The organism is Streptococcus oralis subsp. dentisani (assembly GCF_002860905.1).
Classification (GTDB): Bacteria; Bacillota; Bacilli; order Lactobacillales; family Streptococcaceae; genus Streptococcus; species Streptococcus oralis_BA.
This window is the reverse complement of the sequence record NZ_PKIG01000005.1, coordinates 13,051-31,659: the sequence shown is the minus strand read 5'-3', so window position 1 is coordinate 31,659 and position 18,609 is coordinate 13,051. Positions and strand designations below refer to the sequence as shown.

Annotated in this window: 14 protein-coding genes and 3 pseudogenes; 1 reads left to right on the top strand and 16 read right to left on the bottom strand. The window is 38.3% G+C overall.

The window, feature by feature from the left end; all coding sequences use genetic code 11:
- Window positions 1-132 precede the first annotated feature (132 nt).
- A pseudogene (locus CYK16_RS10740) lies at window positions 133-1,271 on the top strand (ISL3 family transposase); the annotation flags it as partial.
- A 42-nt stretch (window positions 1,272-1,313) separates the two neighbouring features.
- Here CYK16_RS10740 and ltrA read toward each other — a convergent pair.
- The 16 genes and pseudogenes from ltrA to CYK16_RS07715 form a co-directional block, all read right to left on the bottom strand.
- Window positions 1,314-2,590: pseudogene (gene ltrA, locus CYK16_RS07790) on the bottom strand (group II intron reverse transcriptase/maturase).
- Between the two features lie 781 nt (window positions 2,591-3,371).
- Window positions 3,372-3,521, bottom strand: a pseudogene (locus tag CYK16_RS07785) (IS200/IS605 family transposase); the annotation flags it as partial.
- Between the two features lie 449 nt (window positions 3,522-3,970).
- Complete coding sequence (locus tag CYK16_RS07780) at window positions 3,971-4,786, bottom strand: LicD family protein (protein WP_060805610.1); 816 nt, start codon at window positions 4,784-4,786, stop codon at window positions 3,971-3,973.
- A gap of 1 nt (window position 4,787) precedes the next feature.
- Complete coding sequence (locus CYK16_RS07775; protein WP_060805609.1) at window positions 4,788-5,591, bottom strand: LicD family protein; 804 nt, start codon at window positions 5,589-5,591, stop codon at window positions 4,788-4,790.
- 9 nt (window positions 5,592-5,600) lie between these two features.
- Window positions 5,601-7,088, bottom strand: a complete 1,488-nt coding sequence (tacF, locus tag CYK16_RS07770) for a type IV teichoic acid flippase TacF (RefSeq protein WP_060805608.1) — start codon at window positions 7,086-7,088, stop codon at window positions 5,601-5,603.
- 521 nt (window positions 7,089-7,609) lie between these two features.
- Window positions 7,610-8,644: a teichoic acid biosynthesis protein TarQ gene (gene tarQ, locus CYK16_RS07765; RefSeq protein WP_060805607.1), complete on the bottom strand. Its 1,035-nt coding sequence runs from the start codon at window positions 8,642-8,644 to the stop codon at window positions 7,610-7,612.
- A complete protein-coding gene (locus CYK16_RS07760) occupies window positions 8,637-10,106 on the bottom strand; it encodes an O-antigen polysaccharide polymerase Wzy family protein (RefSeq protein WP_060805606.1) in 1,470 nt (489 codons plus the stop codon). The genes tarQ and CYK16_RS07760 overlap by 8 nt, the downstream gene beginning before the upstream one ends.
- Before the next feature lie 15 nt (window positions 10,107-10,121).
- Window positions 10,122-11,108, bottom strand: a complete 987-nt coding sequence (locus CYK16_RS07755; protein WP_060805605.1) for a glycosyltransferase family 2 protein — start codon at window positions 11,106-11,108, stop codon at window positions 10,122-10,124.
- Between the two features lies 1 nt (window position 11,109).
- The gene (locus CYK16_RS07750) at window positions 11,110-12,213 is read right to left on the bottom strand and encodes a glycosyltransferase (RefSeq protein ID WP_081094036.1); all 1,104 of its coding nucleotides are present in this window, start codon (window positions 12,211-12,213) and stop codon (window positions 11,110-11,112) included.
- On the bottom strand, window positions 12,203-13,048 hold the full coding sequence (locus CYK16_RS07745; RefSeq protein ID WP_081094035.1) for a LicD family protein: 846 nt from the start codon (window positions 13,046-13,048) through the stop codon (window positions 12,203-12,205). The genes CYK16_RS07750 and CYK16_RS07745 overlap by 11 nt, the downstream gene beginning before the upstream one ends.
- A 125-nt stretch (window positions 13,049-13,173) precedes the next feature.
- On the bottom strand, window positions 13,174-14,469 hold the full coding sequence (locus CYK16_RS07740) for an LCP family protein (RefSeq protein WP_060805604.1): 1,296 nt from the start codon (window positions 14,467-14,469) through the stop codon (window positions 13,174-13,176).
- Window positions 14,466-15,314: a prephenate dehydratase gene (gene pheA, locus CYK16_RS07735; protein ID WP_060805603.1), complete on the bottom strand. Its 849-nt coding sequence runs from the start codon at window positions 15,312-15,314 to the stop codon at window positions 14,466-14,468. The genes CYK16_RS07740 and pheA overlap by 4 nt, the downstream gene beginning before the upstream one ends.
- Window positions 15,311-15,787 carry a shikimate kinase gene (locus tag CYK16_RS07730; protein WP_060805602.1) on the bottom strand — a complete coding sequence of 159 codons (477 nt, stop codon included), beginning with the start codon at window positions 15,785-15,787 and terminating at the stop codon, window positions 15,311-15,313. Before CYK16_RS07730 ends, pheA begins: the two co-directional genes overlap by 4 nt.
- Window positions 15,780-17,063 (bottom strand): 3-phosphoshikimate 1-carboxyvinyltransferase, encoded by a 1,284-nt coding sequence (aroA, locus tag CYK16_RS07725; RefSeq protein ID WP_060805601.1) that lies wholly within the window; start codon window positions 17,061-17,063, stop codon window positions 15,780-15,782. Before aroA ends, CYK16_RS07730 begins: the two co-directional genes overlap by 8 nt.
- A 91-nt stretch (window positions 17,064-17,154) precedes the next feature.
- Complete coding sequence (locus CYK16_RS07720; protein WP_101776859.1) at window positions 17,155-17,493, bottom strand: YlbF/YmcA family competence regulator; 339 nt, start codon at window positions 17,491-17,493, stop codon at window positions 17,155-17,157.
- 10 nt (window positions 17,494-17,503) lie between these two features.
- A complete protein-coding gene (locus CYK16_RS07715) occupies window positions 17,504-18,607 on the bottom strand; it encodes a prephenate dehydrogenase (protein ID WP_060805599.1) in 1,104 nt (367 codons plus the stop codon).
- Window positions 18,608-18,609: the final 2 nt, after the last annotated feature.

Genomic DNA, 18,609 nt, shown 5'->3' with positions numbered 1-18,609 from the left:
GAACTATAATATTTGCAGTGGGTAAATTCCCTATAGATATTATGAAGCCTATTTGTTGTAGAAAAAGTTCCGTAATATCTAGAATGAAAAATGACCAAACCATCATTAGAAAGAATCGTATGGAACAATTAAATTAACAGGGATACCCACAAGGAAATCATCGCTAAACTGGATAATGATGCTCTATCTCGTCCTAATTGCGCTAGCCAAATTAAGAAATATGAGTTTCAAAAATTGTCTAAAATTCCTTACCTTGAAACAATTGGTATCCCCAATAGAACCCCTTCTTAGAAAAGCTGTTTCAAGTGCTATCATTGCTCGAAAATGACCCTCTCCAAAACTTCTCTCATCAATAAAAATTGAGCAAAAGTTGATTTAAAAGACTTCTATGACTGATATTGCACATCAGCTGTCCATTTCAACTTCAACTGTCATTCGAAAACTCAATGACTTTCACTTTAATCATGATTTTTCTCGTCTTCCTGAGATTATGTCTTGGGACGAGTATGCCTTCACTAAGGGAAATATGAGTTTCATTGCGTAAGGTTTTGACAATCTCAATATCATCACTGTTCTTGAAAGTGGAACACAAGCTATCATAAGTAATCATTTTCTGCGCTACGATAGAGCCGTTTGTTGTCAGGTGAAAATCATTACTATGGATATGTTTAGTCCTTACTATGACTTGGCTAAACTGCTTTTTTCCATGTACTAAAATCGTTCTAGATCGTTTTCATATTGTACAACATCTCAGCCGTGCTATGAGTCGTGTCCGTGTTCAAATCATGAACCAATTCGAGCGAAAATCCCATAAATACAAAGCTATCAAACGTTACTGGAAGCTTATACAACAGGATAGTCGTAAACTGAGCGATAAGCGATTTTATCGCCCTACTTTTCGTATGCATCTAACCAACAAAGAGATTCTAGATAAGCTTTTGAGCTATTCAGAAGACTTGAGACACCACTACAATGTCTATCAGCTCTTGCTTTTTCACTTTCAGAATAAGAAGCAAGACAAATTTTTCGGACTTATCGAGGACAATCTAAAGAAAGTTCATCCTCTTCGTCAAACTGTCTTTAAAATCTTTCTAAAGAACAAAGAGAAAATCGTCAATGCCCTTCAATTACCCTATTCCAACGCCAAATTAGAAGCGACCAATAATCTCATCAAGCTTATCAAACGAAATGCATTTGGTTTTCGGAACTTTGAAAACTTCAAAAAACGGATTTTTATCGCTCTCAACAATCGAGTAGGAGATAATCTCTAGCTCCTCTCACACCACCGTACGTGCCGTTCGGCATACGGCGGTTCAACTAACTTTTAACGCATGTCGTTCAAGGTAATAATCCAAACACGAAACCAGTCCACGTTTTTCAAGGACTGGTTGTGATATCGCACGTTTAAGTACCAACTTCTGAGCTACTAATTGATAGTGGTCACCCCAGCCAGATACCTTATCTGCTATCCATTTAGGAACCCCTAGTTTCAGTAATCCCCATAGTCGTCTAGATTTCTTCTTCCATTACTTCCAGATAATCACTCGTAGGCGAGTACGCAAGCGCTGATCTATGCTGGTGACTATGCGCTTCATATTTCCCAGCGAGAAATAGTTTATCCATCCCCGAATGGACAAATTCAGTTGCTCAATACGCCTTGTTAAGTCTATACTCCATTTCCTCTGTGTTAGTTTCTTCAATTTAAGCTTAAATCTCCGAACACTATCTTGATGGGGGCGACTTTTCCAACCATCTGATGATTTCCAGAACCCAAAACCTAAGTATTTCAACTCGCTTGGTCTGGTAATCTAGTCTTGGTCATGTTTACTTTCAAACCTAGCCGTTTCTCAATAAAACGACTGACTGAATACATCACACGCTTAGCGGAGGCCTCGCTTCCGACCGTAATCACACAATCATCTGCGTAGCGCACAAATCGAAGTCCCCTCTTTTCTAATTCCTTGTCCAATTCATTAAGCATGATATTGGATAAGAGAGGAGATAATTTTCCTCCCTGTGGTGTACCAACTAGCGTTTTATGACGCTGACCGTTAATGATAACACCTGAATGAAGACACTTACGAATCAAGGATTCCGTATTTCCGTCTTCGATAATATTATCTACTAAGGACATCAATCTATCTTGAGGAACCGTATCGAAAAATTTCTCTAGGTCTATATCCACTATCCACTCATAGCCGTCATTTAAGTACTCTAAGATCTTTATGATGGCTTTTTCACATGAGCTATTTGGTCTGAAGCCATAACTCGTATCTGAGAAATGGGGTTCACAAATGGGGCTAATGACTTGGACAATGGCCTGTTGAATCATTCTATCCATAACTGTTGGAATTCCTAGTTGACGGATGCCTCCGTTTGGTTTAGGAATCTCAACTCTAAGAACTGGTTGAGGCTTATATTTTCTCTGTTTTATCAGTTCCTTAGTAAGGCGCCAGTTTTGTCTGAGATAATTATCCATCTCTTCTATAGTAATTCCATCAATCCCAGCTGAGCCCTTATTGGATTTTACTTGATTGTAGGATTCCAGCATATTTTCGCGTGATAATATCTTATCTAGCAATTTTGACATGTGCGTATTCCTTTCTTGTTTTGGTGCCTGAGGGACATCTTATATTGGTGAACCTTCATCTAGTCAATACGTGACAGAGTCCAGTTCTATCAGACCGCTCGTTTTACAGACACCAGTGAAGTAGGATTACTTCGATTAGTTGGTCACCCCTTCGCTCCACTTCCATTACAGAAGCTTCATCACTACTATGGGTTCGGCTGACTTCTCATGATTCGTTGTTACTACGCTTTCAGCGCTCATGAGACCTCACGGGATAAGTCGTACATCTTTCCTCGTTTATACAAGATACGAGGACGTTAAAAGGTTACAGTGAAAATAGGAAATCTGACGCAGAGTCTTTAGACTCTAGGAAGATTTATCTTTTTCACACAAACCTTAGTCCGAATTCAATTACTCTCGTGATTTACGCATATAGGTTACGACTACCTTTTTGTACTTTAGAGTTTTAAGCCCCCTTATCCACTATATACGCCTTACTATCACGTTCCTGTTCGTAGAGCCACGATTTCGCTATCCCTTCCTCTGACGATTCTTATTTCTAGCGTCAGACTTAAAACGGTCTATCCCCAGACCGTTTTAATCCGCTACCTCACGATAGTCAGGCTTGGGAATCGCTATTGGGTTCACCAGTAGCGGGTGCCCACGGAGGACTTACATCTCAGATGCACGATATGCCCGTCGTACTTAAAAAAGAAAGGACAAAATGTGTCCTTTCTCGATCTTAGCTTTTCTTAAACTCACTACAGTTTACAAAGAGTTGACATATGTACATAATCTAACTGATAATTTCAACTTCCTTATAACTACACAAGCGATGAAATACTTCGCTTAAACTACTTCGATATTGATTATAGACTACTTTTCGTCTATATAAGATGTGATACTTACAGCGCCACTTTGTGTACGATAAACTATGAGACTTTTGTACCATATTTTTTCACTTTTCGATTTACAGAAACAACTTTATTGTATCGCATTTGAAGTTTTTAGGCTATAACCTTCGACGCGCACCTAACGGAGCGAGAAGGATCAATAGTCACATAATTAAAACAAAGTACCCTTAGCTTTCTAAAAGAATAGTATAACTCCCTGACTTAGATTTTACATTAATAAAGTGGATGCGGATAATTTGGTAGCCATATTTAAAGGACATACAAGAAAACTAAATAATATTAAATTTCTTATCATTATGTTCTTCATGTATATCACACTTTCCTTTACCATCTCTACAGACCACAATTTGCAATATTTTCTGCTGATGTATAAAAAATTGGTCTTAGTAAACTAGAACTCCTTTTTGTGTCCAAGCTTGTATAAGAATATCAATGTCCTAATCTCCTCAATAGACACTCACAAGATTTGTTCTCTCATAAAACAGAATTACTTCTCCACCTTGCGAAAAGCTTTTATACTATGACTATACCACTCCTGCATTTCCTTTGATGGTGGTGTCATATAATCCCCATACATCTGGGTTAAAAAGACATCATAATTTTTAGGAATTGGTAACATTCTTCCCTCAAACTCTGTTAAGATTAACTCTTTGAAAGTATTTATTTGGAAAACACCCTTCATTCCCTCTTTATCAACTCCAACCATTCCCTCATATTTCGGCTGTTCTACAACACTATTCTTAACTAACTTATCTATTTTCTTATAGAAGTATCTCGGATTGACAAATCTGAGAGCGTACCAGCTACATAATCTAAGAAAATCTTTTAGTTTGCTGTCACCGTGAACTGCGCGTGATTTTTTGATATAAGCCAGTTGACGAAGAGCCACATACTTATAGCTCTTGTCGACAATGCTCAAATCTGTAAAGCGATCAATTGGGAAGACATCGATAAAGAGACTGGTGTCATGACGCTTGTACTTAACATGGTCTTCGATAACAGTAGAAGTATCCAAAATCGATGCGAAATTATGGAAGTACCAAGAAGAAGTGTCGTAGGAGAGAACCTTATAACGTGGATGGTCTTCTTCCTCAATAATCTTCAATAAGCGCTCATAATCTTCACGATAGAGAGAAATATCAATATCATCATCCCATGGAATCATACCTTTGTGGCGGATAGCTCCAAGCATGGTTCCATAACTGAGAAAATAAGGAATATCATGTTTCTTACAAGTCTCATCAATATAGTCTAGCAGGGCTAGTTGAATTTCTTTAATTTCTTCTTTTTCTAAATATTGCATCCTAATCCTCCAATTTATAAGCGTGAAATTCATGACTGTAGAAGCGTTTTTCTTCTGGTGGTAGGGTCATATAATCTCCATAAAATTGTGTCAAAATAGTATCAAATTTTTCAGGTGCTGGAAGGCTTAAATTCTCAAATGGGAGATTGATTGTTTTGTCAAAGGTACCACTTGGGAAGACTTCCTTTTCCTTAGATTTAGAAGGGATAAAAGCCATATACTGCCCATTATCACGACTATATTTTTGAATTTCTTTCTCGATTTTATTTGCAAAATAACGAGGAGAAACAGGTCGAAGGAGCAACCAAAAGGCTGTTCGTATCCAATCTTTTAAAAGGCTATCCTTATAGACAATATTTTTATGTTTACTGAAAGACAGAAGTTTGAAGCTTTCCAGTTTATAACAAGTATCAATGACCTTAGGATCATCAAATCGGTCCATAGGGAAAATGTCGATAAAAACACCTGACTCATAGGTTTTTGTATTCCGAGTATCAATAATTTTAGTCGTACTGTCTATTATTTTGATAAAGTTGTTAAAGTAGTTCTTATCAGTTTCTAAGGAAAGGAGCTTATATTTGCTTTTTTCCTTTTGAAAAATGTTAATAAATCGTTGATAGTCTTCTCGAGGCATGGATAAATCAATATCGTCATCCCAAGGAATAAAGCCCTCATGTCGAACTGCCCCAATCAGCGTCCCGTAGTTAATAATATAGTTGATATTGTGCTTTTTACAGAGAGTATCAATGTAATCCAAAATTTCTAATTCAATTTGTTTGGCATCTTCAATGGTTAGTTTTTTCATTTTAAACTCCTATGATTTTTTGAATTTATTTTTTAAGGCTAGAACATGGTTTAAAAATTCATAGAAAATGCTATCTTTGGTAAAGACAAGTAGACCAATATAAGAGATGGCTGATAGCAAGACAATCAAACCAGTATTAATCAAAAACGGCAAATTAATGACCATATCTACAGGATACAAGAAATTAATCAGGAAATAGATTCCTACAAAGGAAAGTGAAAAGAGCGAGTATCGAATAGTATAGCTGAAGATATGTCCTAAGTGGATGAGTTGTTTTCTATGGATGAAAATGATATAGAAAACAAGTAGAGAGGCCTCTGATAGCATAGTTGTCAGTAAGTAGTATCCAGGCGCCACGATGTGGTTGAAAAAGAGGAGACTATTTAAGCCCAAATTGAGCAATCCTGCAAAGACTGTATAGACTGTGATTCGTTTTTCATAGCCATTTGTAAAGAGAATTTGGGAACCAAGAATGGTATCCAGTGCCAGGATAATCGTACGAAAAGCGAAGAGAGAGGTTAAGATACCGCCTCCGATATATTTTTCACTACCATAAAGTAGGATAGCATTTGGTCCTAAAATCATGAGTCCGAAACTGAGTGGAATGATAAAGAAGTTAAAGATTCGACTTCCTCTGTTAACCAGAGAAACATAGGCTTCTTTGTCTCCTTTACCCAAATAGTAACTGAGACGAGGCACACTCACTCCGATAGCTCCTGTTACAACCCCAGCTATAACGGTCACAATTCGTTGAGCCATGATATAGTAACTAACGTTAACATCAATCCCTGTTTTAACGAGAAAGAGACGATCTAAAAAAGTGAAGAGCATATTGGCATTGGCAAAGACTAACATGGCTGTCAGAGGGAGAAAGAGTGGTTTAAAATCACTTAGGTGAATCTTAACAAGTTTGATGTCTCTTTTAATCCAAAAATAACTAATCAGGTAGTTAATCAGCGTCGATAAACTCATCACAAGTGTATAAACAACAATATCGTGTTCATTCTTGACAAACAGGAAAATAGAGACCAGCATCAGGATACGGATGAAGGCAGTCTTGTAAAAGAGAAAACTGTAATTTTCCAGAGCTTCATTGACCCACTCGATTGAAAAAATCTGGGCAATGAGTTGAATCCCCATAACAAGGTAGATTTTTTTGATGATTGGATTATCAGTAAAGAAGAGAGGATAGGCTAGGATATAGACAGCAGTGGTCAAAATTGTACACGCTATGCACAAATAAAAAAGACTAGAGAAGGTTCTATTCAGATCTTTTTTGTTATCCTTGACATTACTGATGGCCCGTAAACCGTAGTTATAAACTCCATAAGTCGCAAAGGGTAAGAAAAATGACAAAATTGTGTCGACTGAGTTGAAGTAACCATAGTCAGTTCGGTCTAAGACACGTGCGACATAGGTTCCAGTTAGGATGGGAAAAATAATATTTAAGACACGAATTCCCATATAAGATAGAGCATTTAATTTTATACTTTTCATTCAATTTACCTCATTTTTCATTATATCATAAAGTTAGTTAAAATAACTCTTTTGTTTTCAACAACTAGTCTTTAATTATTTTAAAACATTTTTAGGAACTCAAATCCTCAAAAATTTAAGATTAAAAACTAACTTTTTGAGTATTTCAAATAAAATTTATTGAACTTTAACCAAGGACAAATATATCGTAAAAAAAGCAAAGAACTCCAATTGGGATTGAAAATACAAAAATTATCAAGCCTTAATTATTTAGTTACAGTATGATAATTATAATAAGATTGAAAGTTTATGATTTATATCTTTCATTGAAGTCTTTTCAATTAACTTTTAAGTAATCTTTGAATTGAGAATCTAACGGATTTGTTGATATTCTTTACTAGAGGACTCTCAGTGACTACTATCTTCTAACAAGACAACAAAATAGACTCCATAATATCTATATGGAGGGTACCCACTACAAATATTATGGAGCCTCAAAACCGACTCTTCGCCAACTTTAGAGATGCGATGTATCAGAATGCTTATAATTTAAAGGTTGCTACACCGAGGATAGAACGATTTAAGTTTCTAAGAATTTGAAGACTTTGTTCAAATTTCTTATAACGAGTCACTCCATACTCTTCAACAAGAAGGACTGTATCTCTTTCTAAAAGCGATGGCACATCTTGTAAATCGACAAAATGAATTCCTTTTAAGGCCTCTTGATTTTGTTTCAATTTATCTAGGATAGCTTTATTTGAGCTAACGATAGTCAATTCTTGTCCAGCATTTTTGTATGATAGGATATCTGCTAGGTTAGCAATTGTTGTAATCTCTGTTACAAAATCAATTTGATACTGAGAAAAATCACCTGCTCTATTGATTGTTGGGTTAAAGAGATAAATCAATACATTTCCCATCACAACCAAAATCACACAGACAACTCCAATAACAGCTAAACGGAGAATCAGATTCTTCACATTCAATCCAAGCGCTGTCTCACCATTGGCGTTCAATTCTTTAGAGTTGATGGTTTCCAATTTTTCAATTTTCACATTTGCATAGGTATTTTTAAATTTATCAACCAATGCATCAATCTTTTTCTCTAACAAGTCATTAGCGTCTTTACTTGGTGTCAAAATTTTCACACCAACCCCTGCATCGTCAATCATATAGTAGACGGTTAATTTTTTCCACCAATAGTCACTTGTAGAGTTTTTCAAGGTTGTCTCTGTTGTATCCAATTCACTAGCAATTTTTTTCAACTCACTAGACTCTACATCATTGAAAAGATAAGCTCCATTCAAATTACCATCAATCAATTTCCCATAAAAATCACTATAACCACCAATTTGATGATTCAAAATCGTTTTGGCTGAATCTTCTGGAGGAGTTATTTTATAGCTAAGATAAGTTGAATAACTTGTTGTGTCTTTGACAGTATTTTTATTCTTAACTGCTTTAATTGTAAATGGTACAGCAATGAAAGCAAATAAAGCAATGAGAGCTAAAATATTTACTTTTCGTTTTTTATAAAGATTTGCAAACAAATCAGCTACTGAATAATGTTCAAACATGATTTTTTTCTCCTTTGTTTAGTAGATACTGGTTCTCTTTTGTAAGCATTTTCGCTACGAATATAATCACAAGAACAATTCCCCAGAATTGCATTGTAAATAAATTGAAGAAACTTTCTGAAAAGCTACTTCTTGGCATAAAGAATAGATTATTCAAGATGAGTAGGGACAAGGCAAATAGGATTGTTCTAGAGCGATAGGCTACTTGCAACATGGCTATGAATAACATACCTAGCAAGAGACTAAGTAGAAAGACTCCTATCATACCATAGTCTGTATATAACTCCATGATATAACTACTTCCGATACCATGTCCTTTCAAATATTCCTTGTTCAAAACAAGATAGGATAGATTGTGGGCATAACTATTACTATCAATAGCCAATTCCACACTATTGGTTGTATGCTCAAAGGCTTTTCCTCCGAAAATTGCCCCCAAACTCCCCCTTGCAAAATAATCAAGAACAGGACCAAAAGTAAAATTACGGAAATCTCGGTAAGGGAGGCTACTGTTAAATAGAAAACCTCGAGCCAAGACACCAAAACTAGTCCCTTGTTTATAGATAAAGTCAAGTAAGATATCCCAGAAACCTGTATGGGAAACTTGGACATTATCCCGTACATAATTGAGTACTCCCATCGCTAACATGAGAATAGGAGATCCTACAAAAATCGCTAACTTTTCTTTAAATCCAATCCATTTTCCTTTTTCGGTTTGCTCCCGCATAAAGTAATAAACAAAAGCAAATAAAATACTTAAAATAAAAGGATTTCGCGTCCCAATTGCCAAATGAATAGTATTAGCTGCAATAAAGGAGACAAGCACTGCTGTGGCCTGCCATTTCTTTGGTTTGGTTGCCAGATACATACACATTGCGTAGACCGTAAAGGTAGACAAAATGTAGGTAAAATAAGGCAGTTTACTTTCAAAATTTGCATAGTAGGCATAGTAGGAAGTCTGCAAGCGATACAGGAGTCGTTCAAATAATCTAATGAAATAGAAAGGATAGGTTAGAAGAAAAACTCCTAGTGATACAAAGCGTAACCGCTTGATATAAACCTCTTTTAGAGAATTTCCTATATTTGGTACTTTTATTTTCTTCCTAGCTATGAAGTAACGAGCCAGGACGCCTCCTATGGTCAAGCCCAGAATCGAAACCATGACAACTATAAAGGCAAAACGATAGGCTATGGGATGATAGGTATCCAAAGCGCCATCTCTAAAATAATCAATGGTCGGCCTTGATACCAGAAATACAAAAATAGTTAAAAAGAAAATAAAATGGATTAAGTAATACTTGATATCATTCCAACAAGCAATTAAGCTACTAACCAACAAGAACAATAAAGTAGAAAGTAAGCTAACATTATTATTATTAAACAGATACACAATTCCACTTACTAGCGTCAAGGCATAACTGACTATGGTCAAACTAAATAATAATCGTTTTCCATCAATCACTTGCTCACCCCCGTTCTAATGTAATTTTTTAGATTTTTCAATATTTTTCAGTAATAAGAATCGGTATAAGGAAATGTTTATGAATAGAGCCAGAGCACCAATTCTTCTCCCTTTACGGAAAATTGGATTCCTAGCAATAGCAAAGGCATGACCTTTTAAAAAACGATGAATCTGAGAATAGGCTTCAAACTGTTTATACTGATCATCTAGCAACATCTTATCCAGAATAAAAAAGTAGGCATAGGCTAATCTGAAAAAAGCAACCTCTTTCAAATCTGGATAGTTTTTCACAACTTCATTATAAAACCTTTGGTAGATATCAATATAGGCTAAATCCTTCTCTGCATAGGGTTTAGTCGTAATACTATCCCCTCTATGGAAATAGTAATAATAGGGTTTGGTATTAACAACGTACTTCTTAGCCAACTTGATTAAATCAAAATGATAATAAGCATCTTCATAAATCAATCCCTTTGGAAAGGATAGGGCAGTTGCAATCTCTCTCTTGATTAGCTTATTGCAAATCGTTCCAGGTATTTTTTCACCTATGAGGTATTCCTTTAGAAATGTTTGAGAATCACAGACAAAATAGACATCCTGATTGGCTGACTGTGGACTTTCATCATTAGCATAGACATTCATGACACCACAGCTCGAAACATCCGCATCTTCTTGAACTAATTGCTCATATAAGCTCTGAATCATTTCTGGATGGATATAATCATCTGAATCAATAAAAATCAGATAATCTCCGTGAGCCTGCTTCATTCCATCGTTTCGTGCTTGCGACAAACCTTCATTCTTTTTATGAAGTACTGACACCCTATCATCTTGTTCAGCGATTGAATCACATAAGCGACCACTTTCATCCGTTGCTCCATCATCAACAAGAATGATTTCCAGATTCTGATAGGTCTGCTTCTGAATGGAAGCTATCGATTTTTCTAGGTACTGCGCCACATTATAGACTGGCACAATGACACTAATTAATGCAGTTTCCATGCTACTCCTCTAATAGTTTTTCTACTTGTTCAATTTGTTTGGCAATTGTAAATTGTTGAATGAATTGACTAGCCTCATTGACATCGAAGTTTGAAGCAGAAGTCATGTAGTTCGAAATTGCCTGAGCTGCCTCTTGATTGCTCTCAATGATTTGTCCAAATCGTCCTTCTTGGGATAATTCCTCAGCCCCTCCGACATCCGTAGAGACAAAAGGAAGTCCCATACTCAAGGCTTCCACATACACTCCAGGAAAACCTTCTTGCTTAGACATAGACAAGAGAACTTTCATCTGAGACAAATACTGGTATGGATTTTTTTGATAACCAAGGAAATGTACATAGTCCTCAAGCCCATACTCTTTGACTCGTTTTTTCAGTTCCTCTTCCATATCACCAGCCCCTATGAAGTAGAGATGATAGTTTTTTCCCTCTTGGTGTAATAAGCGTATCACTTCCACCACACGGTCAGAACCCTTATTTTCCTCAATCCGTCCAATAGTACAGATACTTTGAGGCGCAATCTCCATATCGATCTTCTCTTGAGATTTTTCTAGAATACTCTTAAAATCATATCCATTGTAGACCGTCTGTAATTTCGTAGCATAATCTGGATAGACTTCCTTGATAGAATGACTGGTCTTTTTTGAAATTCCTACAATGGTATCCGCAGCATCCAACTGGCGTCTATGTGATTCCCTTTTTGAGCTATCCTTAAGAAATTCTTCAATACTTCCATGAATCCAAGAGATTTTCTTGACTTCTTTTCTTTTAGAGAACAAAAGCGGAGGATTCATAATGGTAAAGGAAACTTCAACATCATAGTCATCTTTCACCAGTAAGCGACGTGTCAATTTTGGAAAATAAATTCTCATTCTCCACAAAAGAGCTCGAATCCATCTGGCTTGGCGATAATCATGAAGGGATTTTAAAATGCGTACATGCTTGGGAACAGATTCGTATCCCTTGTCAAAGTGCTCCATTTCAAGAATATAAATATCATACTTTTCTGGATTCAGATTTGAAACAATTGTCGACAGGATTTTTTCTGCACCGCCTCCGAGAGAAAAAGACCACATAAAAAATAATATTTTTTTCTTAGCCACCATATTCTCCCTTGTATTCTGTATAAGACTTATCCATATCAGCGACGACAGCATCATGATGCGGTACTTGCTTGTCTGCTGATGGTGGCGTCATATAATCGCCAAAAGCAGTGCTGAGATAGGCATCATAGCCAACTGGAATAGGCATCTCTGTCCCTTCAAATGGTAAGAAAAGATTATCTTCAAAAGATTCGATTAGGTACTTGTTTCTCATGTAACCAGGACCTGAGCATAATTCTGTGATGCCATCGCTCTCATCCAGACTATACTTGGTCATTTCTTTCTCAGCTTTTTTCCAAATACGATAACGGAGAGATTTGGGAGTCATACCCAGTAAAATACGGCTTCCCCATTTCATAAGTGCACCATGCTTTTCTGGAATAGTTTGGGCACAAAAGAGTGAATAAATCAAGGCCCAGCGAACCTGTTTCTTTCTCTCAGATGGATTTTTCGGATAATAATCCAAAGGCAAGACATCCAAGGCCAGACCATGTGGTAAATTCAAATCCTGCTGGTAAGGTTTGATACAGGTAGTTTCCTTGTCACGAATGGTAATAAAAAGATTGCGGTCTACAAAATCCTTGTTACTCTTTGACAAGAAATAACGCTCATCTGCATAACGAGGCCATAATTCTGCTAATTTCTCATAATCTTTACGAGGCATAAAAAAGTCTAGGTCGTCATCCCAAGGAATAAAGCCCTTGTTTCGAAGGGCACCAATAGCACCTCCTCCACAGAGATAACAAAGTAAATCATGTTCCTTGCAAAAGCCCACAAAATATTCAGCCATCTCCAGACTACGAGCCTGAATTGCTTTTAAATCAGTCATATTGTTCATTATTCTTTCTATCGTATTGTTCCATTATACCACAAATAGGGGGTAAAAATCTATTGCAGACTGTAAAAAATCAAAGCCTGACTGCTAGATAAATAGCTATCAAACTTTGATTTTTCTGTCTTATCTTATCTCAAGCCCATCTGAGATAATTTATTCTGATATTTGTTTTGATCGACAAGTAAGCCCAAGCCTCCATAAACATCATAGGCATCTACCCAGTCACCCAGTTCTGGAATCGTCAATTTTTCAATACCATTTTGAGCTCCGTCTAGGAAAGACAAGCCATTTGTTAACAGGAAGGTATAAGGAACATTCGTTGAGGTCATTGCGAATACCTTGCCAAGTGCCTCTGAGCCCGTAAAGAGCTTGGTTGGATCTTTGATTTGCTGAAGAACTGCTGTCAGTACTTGTTGCTGTCTTTTGGTACGGCCGTAATCCGCCTCATCATCATCACGGAAACGAGCATAATTGAGCAAGGTCGAACCATTCATCTGCTGTTTTCCGACTTTGATGGTTTGGGTTGGAGACTCAGTCTCAGTAGCGTGTAAATCATCTCCAACTGTAGCTTCTGTTAGTTGGCGCCCATTCAATGTTGAAAATTGAGCATCAATCGTCACCCCATCAGGGAAAAGTGTGTCAATCGCTGTAGCAAAGGCCTGAAAATCGACCAAGGCATAGTACTTAATGTCCAAATCAAAATTATCTTTCAAAACTTGACGAACCATTTCTGCCCCTTTTTGCCCCTCTTGTTCTCCTAACTCATAGGCTACGTTTAACTTGTTATCCGTCTGTTTTCTACCGTTAATCACTTGACTGTAACCGTCTATATAAACCAAATTGTCACGCATGAAGCTGACCAGCTTAATTTTCTTATCCGAACCGCCAACATTTAATACCATAATAGAGTCCGTCCGCGTCTCAGCACTATTTTGACCGATTCGCCCATCTGTACCCATGATCAAAATATTAACTCCATCTCTGGTATCTTGACCATTAAAAACTTCTACTTGAGCTGCCCTGGCATTGACATTTTTATCTGGATTAGCATTGGTGTAACCTTTTAAAAACATAAAAATCATACCTAAGGCTAGACAAGCTAAGATAGCCAGTAAACCTGCGAAAATGCGCCCCCAACGTAGCTTCCGCTTTTTAGTTTTTTTCTTTGGAAGAGAATTGATTTTCTGGTATCTCTCAGAACGACTACGGCTATTATAAGAAGGAATCGAAGTGTTAGCACTTGTCTTTCTATAATCCTCTGTCAATTCCTGACTTTCTGAGGGAACGTCACTACTTGCCCTATTTAATTTGTCTTGCAAATAAGCAAATTCCTTTTTCTCTCGCTCATTGAGGTAGTGAATATTCTTAAGTAGATAGTCATAACGCAACTGCTCATGATGGCTTAAGGGATTTTCTTTACTCATCTTCTCTCCTTTCCATGGTCTGATATTGGATAAATAGGATAGGCACCCAGAATTTTATACTGGATTCCAATAGCTTCTAATTCTTTTTGGGCAAAGTGAACCAAGTCCTTATCAGTATAGTCCACATCGATAATGAAAAAGTATTCGCCTAGCGCTGTCTTGAGTGGACGACTTTCAATTTTTGTTAAGTCAATTCCTCGCCAAGCAAAGGTCGACAGGGCCTTATAAAGTGCACCTGGAAGGTTGTCAGGTAAGGTCAAGGCCAAACTCATTTTTTCAGTTTGTGCTTGCAAGGGAATAGTAGGAATTTCGGCTCCTAGCACCCAAAAACGTGTGAAATTGGCTTCCATTTCCTGAATATCCTCGGCAATCAGTTCCAAGCCATATTCTTCTGCAGAACTTCTTGGTGCAATGGCTGCATAAGGCTGGTCTGGATGTTCGGAAATAAAGCGGGCCGCATAGGCAGTACTAGCAGTCACCTCGATTTGTGCCTCTGGATACTGTTCAGCGATGAATTTCTTTCCTTGAGCCAAGGCCTGTGGATGTGAAAAAATCTTTTCAATCTTAGTATGACCTGGAACCACCATCAACTGCTGATGAATAGGCTGAACGATTTCTGCAACTGCTTGAATGCGAGCCTGATGAAAAAGGTAGTCCAAGGTTTCATGAACACTACCCTCAATAGAATTTTCAACTGGCACCACAGAATAGTCCACCAAGCCTTGCTCATAGGCCTTGATGACATCTGTAATATTGGCAAAGGCCTGCAATTCCTCATGAGGAAAAGCTGTCTGCACAACGTGGTGTGAAAATGATCCCTTGGGACCTAGATAAGCAATTTTCATCTCAGTTCCTCTATAATTTCCTCTGGGCTTAGATTGGTCACATCCAAAACCCGACTAGCCGCTTCCTCATACCAAGCCTGTCTTTCTTGGAAAATAGTTGCTAATTCTTCCTTGCTATTATTTAGAAAAAGCGGGCGCTGATTGTCCTTATCAGCTGCGATACGTTGGTAGAGGGTTTCAAAATCTGATTTCAGGTAGATGTTATCTGTATTAGTCTTTAGTAAGTCACGATTTCTCTGAGAAACGACCACTCCTCCACCAGTTGACACGACTTGGTCTCTTTGTAGTATATCAGCTAGGACTTCTGATTCTACCTGACGAAAGGCCGCTTCTCCCTTTTCAGCGAAAAAATTCGCAATGGACATACCTAAGCGCTTCTCAATCAAGGCATCCATATCGATGTAATCTGGGTCCAATTCTCTTGCAATAGTGGACTTGCCAGCCCCCATAAATCCTAGTAATACCTTAGCCATGAATCAAGCTCTCCAAATCATCAAAGAAACTAGGATAGCTGGTATTGATGGCTTCAGCACGGTCAAGCTCCACTTCTCCATCTGCAACCAAGAGGGCTGCGATAGCTGTCATCATGCCGATACGGTGGTCACCAAAAGTATTGACTCTAGCACCGTGAAGAGCTGATTTCCCTTTGATAATCATCCCATCTGCCGTAGGAGTAATATCTGCTCCCATACTATTTAAGGCGTCTGCCACCACCTGAATGCGATCTGTTTCCTTAACCTTGAGTTCCTCAGCATCCTTGATAACTGTGACACCTTGGGCTTGAGTCGCAAGCAGGGCAATAATAGGCAATTCATCAATCAAACGTGGAATCAAAGCGCCACCAATCTCTGTTCCTTTCAAGTCAGAAGACTCAACAGTCAAGGTAGCAGATTTACCGACTGGGTCGATTTCAGTTATTTCCAATTTTCCACCCATGGCACGAATGACATCGATAATACCGGTACGTGTTTCGTTGATACCCACATTCTGCAGCACTAGACGAGAATTCGGAACAATCAAACCTGCGACCAACCAAAAGGCTGCACTGGAAATATCTCCTGGTACGACCACCTTCTGTCCTGTCAATTTTTGTGGTCCTTGGACTGTGATTTTCTTACCGTCCACACTTAAATTGCCACCAAATTGTTGCAACATATCTTCAGTATGATTACGGGTGCACTCTTTTTCGATAATAACAGACTCCCCCTGAGCCTGCAAGGCCGCAAATATCAAGGCTGACTTAACCTGGGCAGATGCAATTGGCAACTCATAATGAATAGGTCTTAGGTTTTTCGTCCCTTTTAAATAAAGGGGAGGCAAGTCTCGCTCAGTTTGCCCTGAAATGTTAACACCCATTTTTTTCAGTGGAATCGTCACACGGTCCATAGGACGTTTGGAAAGACTATCATCGCCAAACATTTCTACTTCAAAGTCTGCACCAGCAAGGACACCTGAAATCAGACGAATCGAGGTTCCAGAATTCCCCATATCAAGGGCATTTTGCGGCGCTTTTAAGCCATCCATGCCGACACCTTGAATGGTAATAACCTCATCTTTATCCTCAATCTCAACACCAAGGTCACGAAAAACCTGCATGGTCGAAAGAACGTCTTCACCTCGCAGAATATCATAAACCTTGGTCTCACCCTCAGCCAAACTTCCAAAGATAATGGAACGATGGCTAATAGACTTGTCACCTGGGACGCGGATACTGCCATATAAGTGGCGAATGTTTGTTTTTAGTTTCATACTGGACCTCATACTTGCAATACTTTTACCTATTTTATCATAAAAAGCCAGAAATTCCTTAAAAATTCCTGACTTTATGATAGTTATTTTCTTATTTTAGCAATTCTGAAACTGGTTCAAAAACAATTTTTTCAATGTCAGAAAGGTAAATTGCCAATTGTTGTTGCTTGGTAAAGAATTCTGACAAGAGGCTGTTCCCCTGAATCTGCTTGCCAAAGCCTTCCATCTTAGCTTGAAAGGAAGCATCTGGCATTTGACCTGTCTGTGCTGGTCTTTGAATTTCCTCTTGGAAGGCAACATATTCTGTAAAGATTTTGCTTGCCTCAACATCTGCCGAAATCGCATCTTTAGCTGCTTTGACATCCTTGTATTCTGGTAATTCGCGTAGACCGCGACTGAGTTCGTTTGCACTATCGTAAATATTTGACATGATTTTCTCCTTATTTGACAACGACTGTATAGTCGGTATTTTCTGTTATTAGATGCTCCGCTCTTTCCAAGTCTTGAGCGTTTTTAAATGAAATTTGTAGGATCCCGTGAATATCTTCACGGTTTTCTTCATTGATGTGAATATTAACCAAGGAAGTTCCACGTAGCAATTCCAAGATGCGTAAAATCACATCTTCTTCATCGGGAACATCGACATAGAGGTCATAAGAACTGTCCACACCACCACGCTTATGGATTTCCATGGCCTGACGTTGCTTACGCGCTTGGTTGAAAAAGTTCCAGATTTGCTCCTCATCTCCCTTGCTGATAGCCTGGCCAACCTCGTCTAAGCGCTCCTTGAAATCCGCAATTCGCTCCAGAATAGTTTCACTATTGGACAAGAGAATAGAAGTCCACATCCCTGGCTCGCTTTCCGCAATTCGGGTCATATCTCGAAAACCACCGGCAGCAAAGCGCCTTGCCATCTCATGTTCTTGAGCATAAACCGCGGTCTGTTCCATGAGACTAGAAGCAAGAATATGAGGGAAATGGCTGATCTGAGAAGTTACCCGATCATGCTCCTTGGCATCAATCTCGATAAAACGAGCATGAAGACCTGAAAGCAAATCCCTCATTTCCTCAAGTGTTTCAGGACTTGTCAGTCTCGAAGGCGTGAAGATATAATAAGCATTTTCAAAAAGATTGACATCCGCAGAGGCAGCCCCTGTCTTGTGACTACCAGCCATGGGATGAGCCCCGACAAAGCGAACAGATTTGCCAGCCAAATACTGCTCCGCTGCATCCACAATGGCTGACTTGGTCGAACCAGCATCTGAGATAATCACGCCTTCTTTCAAGTCCAAGTTGGCCAATTCCTTAATAAAGGAAATGGTTTGCTTTATTGGCAAGCTGAGAATGATGATATCTGCCAAAGGAGCAAAACTAGCAAAATCATCCGTTGCACGGTCAATCATGCCTTCTTTCAAGGCGATATCTCTCGAAGCTTGACTGCGATTATAACCTAAAATTTCATAATCTGGATGATCGCGTTTGATACCAAGTGCCATCGAGGCACCAATCAATCCAAGGCCCGCGATATAGACTGTTTTTGCCATAG

Coding starts and splice junctions, on each gene's coding strand:
- CYK16_RS07780 (WP_060805610.1), bottom strand. CDS start 4,786: ATGCAATATTTAGAAAAAGAAGAAATTAAAGAAATTCAACTAGCCCTG.
- CYK16_RS07775 (WP_060805609.1), bottom strand. CDS start 5,591: ATGAAAAAACTAACCATTGAAGATGCCAAACAAATTGAATTAGAAATT.
- tacF (WP_060805608.1), bottom strand. CDS start 7,088: ATGAAAAGTATAAAATTAAATGCTCTATCTTATATGGGAATTCGTGTC.
- tarQ (WP_060805607.1), bottom strand. CDS start 8,644: ATGTTTGAACATTATTCAGTAGCTGATTTGTTTGCAAATCTTTATAAA.
- CYK16_RS07755 (WP_060805605.1), bottom strand. CDS start 11,108: ATGGAAACTGCATTAATTAGTGTCATTGTGCCAGTCTATAATGTGGCG.
- CYK16_RS07750 (WP_081094036.1), bottom strand. CDS start 12,213: ATGGTGGCTAAGAAAAAAATATTATTTTTTATGTGGTCTTTTTCTCTC.
- CYK16_RS07745 (WP_081094035.1), bottom strand. CDS start 13,048: ATGAACAATATGACTGATTTAAAAGCAATTCAGGCTCGTAGTCTGGAG.
- CYK16_RS07740 (WP_060805604.1), bottom strand. CDS start 14,469: ATGAGTAAAGAAAATCCCTTAAGCCATCATGAGCAGTTGCGTTATGAC.
- pheA (WP_060805603.1), bottom strand. CDS start 15,314: ATGAAAATTGCTTATCTAGGTCCCAAGGGATCATTTTCACACCACGTT.
- CYK16_RS07730 (WP_060805602.1), bottom strand. CDS start 15,787: ATGGCTAAGGTATTACTAGGATTTATGGGGGCTGGCAAGTCCACTATT.
- aroA (WP_060805601.1), bottom strand. CDS start 17,063: ATGAAACTAAAAACAAACATTCGCCACTTATATGGCAGTATCCGCGTC.
- CYK16_RS07720 (WP_101776859.1), bottom strand. CDS start 17,493: ATGTCAAATATTTACGATAGTGCAAACGAACTCAGTCGCGGTCTACGC.
- CYK16_RS07715 (WP_060805599.1), bottom strand. CDS start 18,607: ATGGCAAAAACAGTCTATATCGCGGGCCTTGGATTGATTGGTGCCTCG.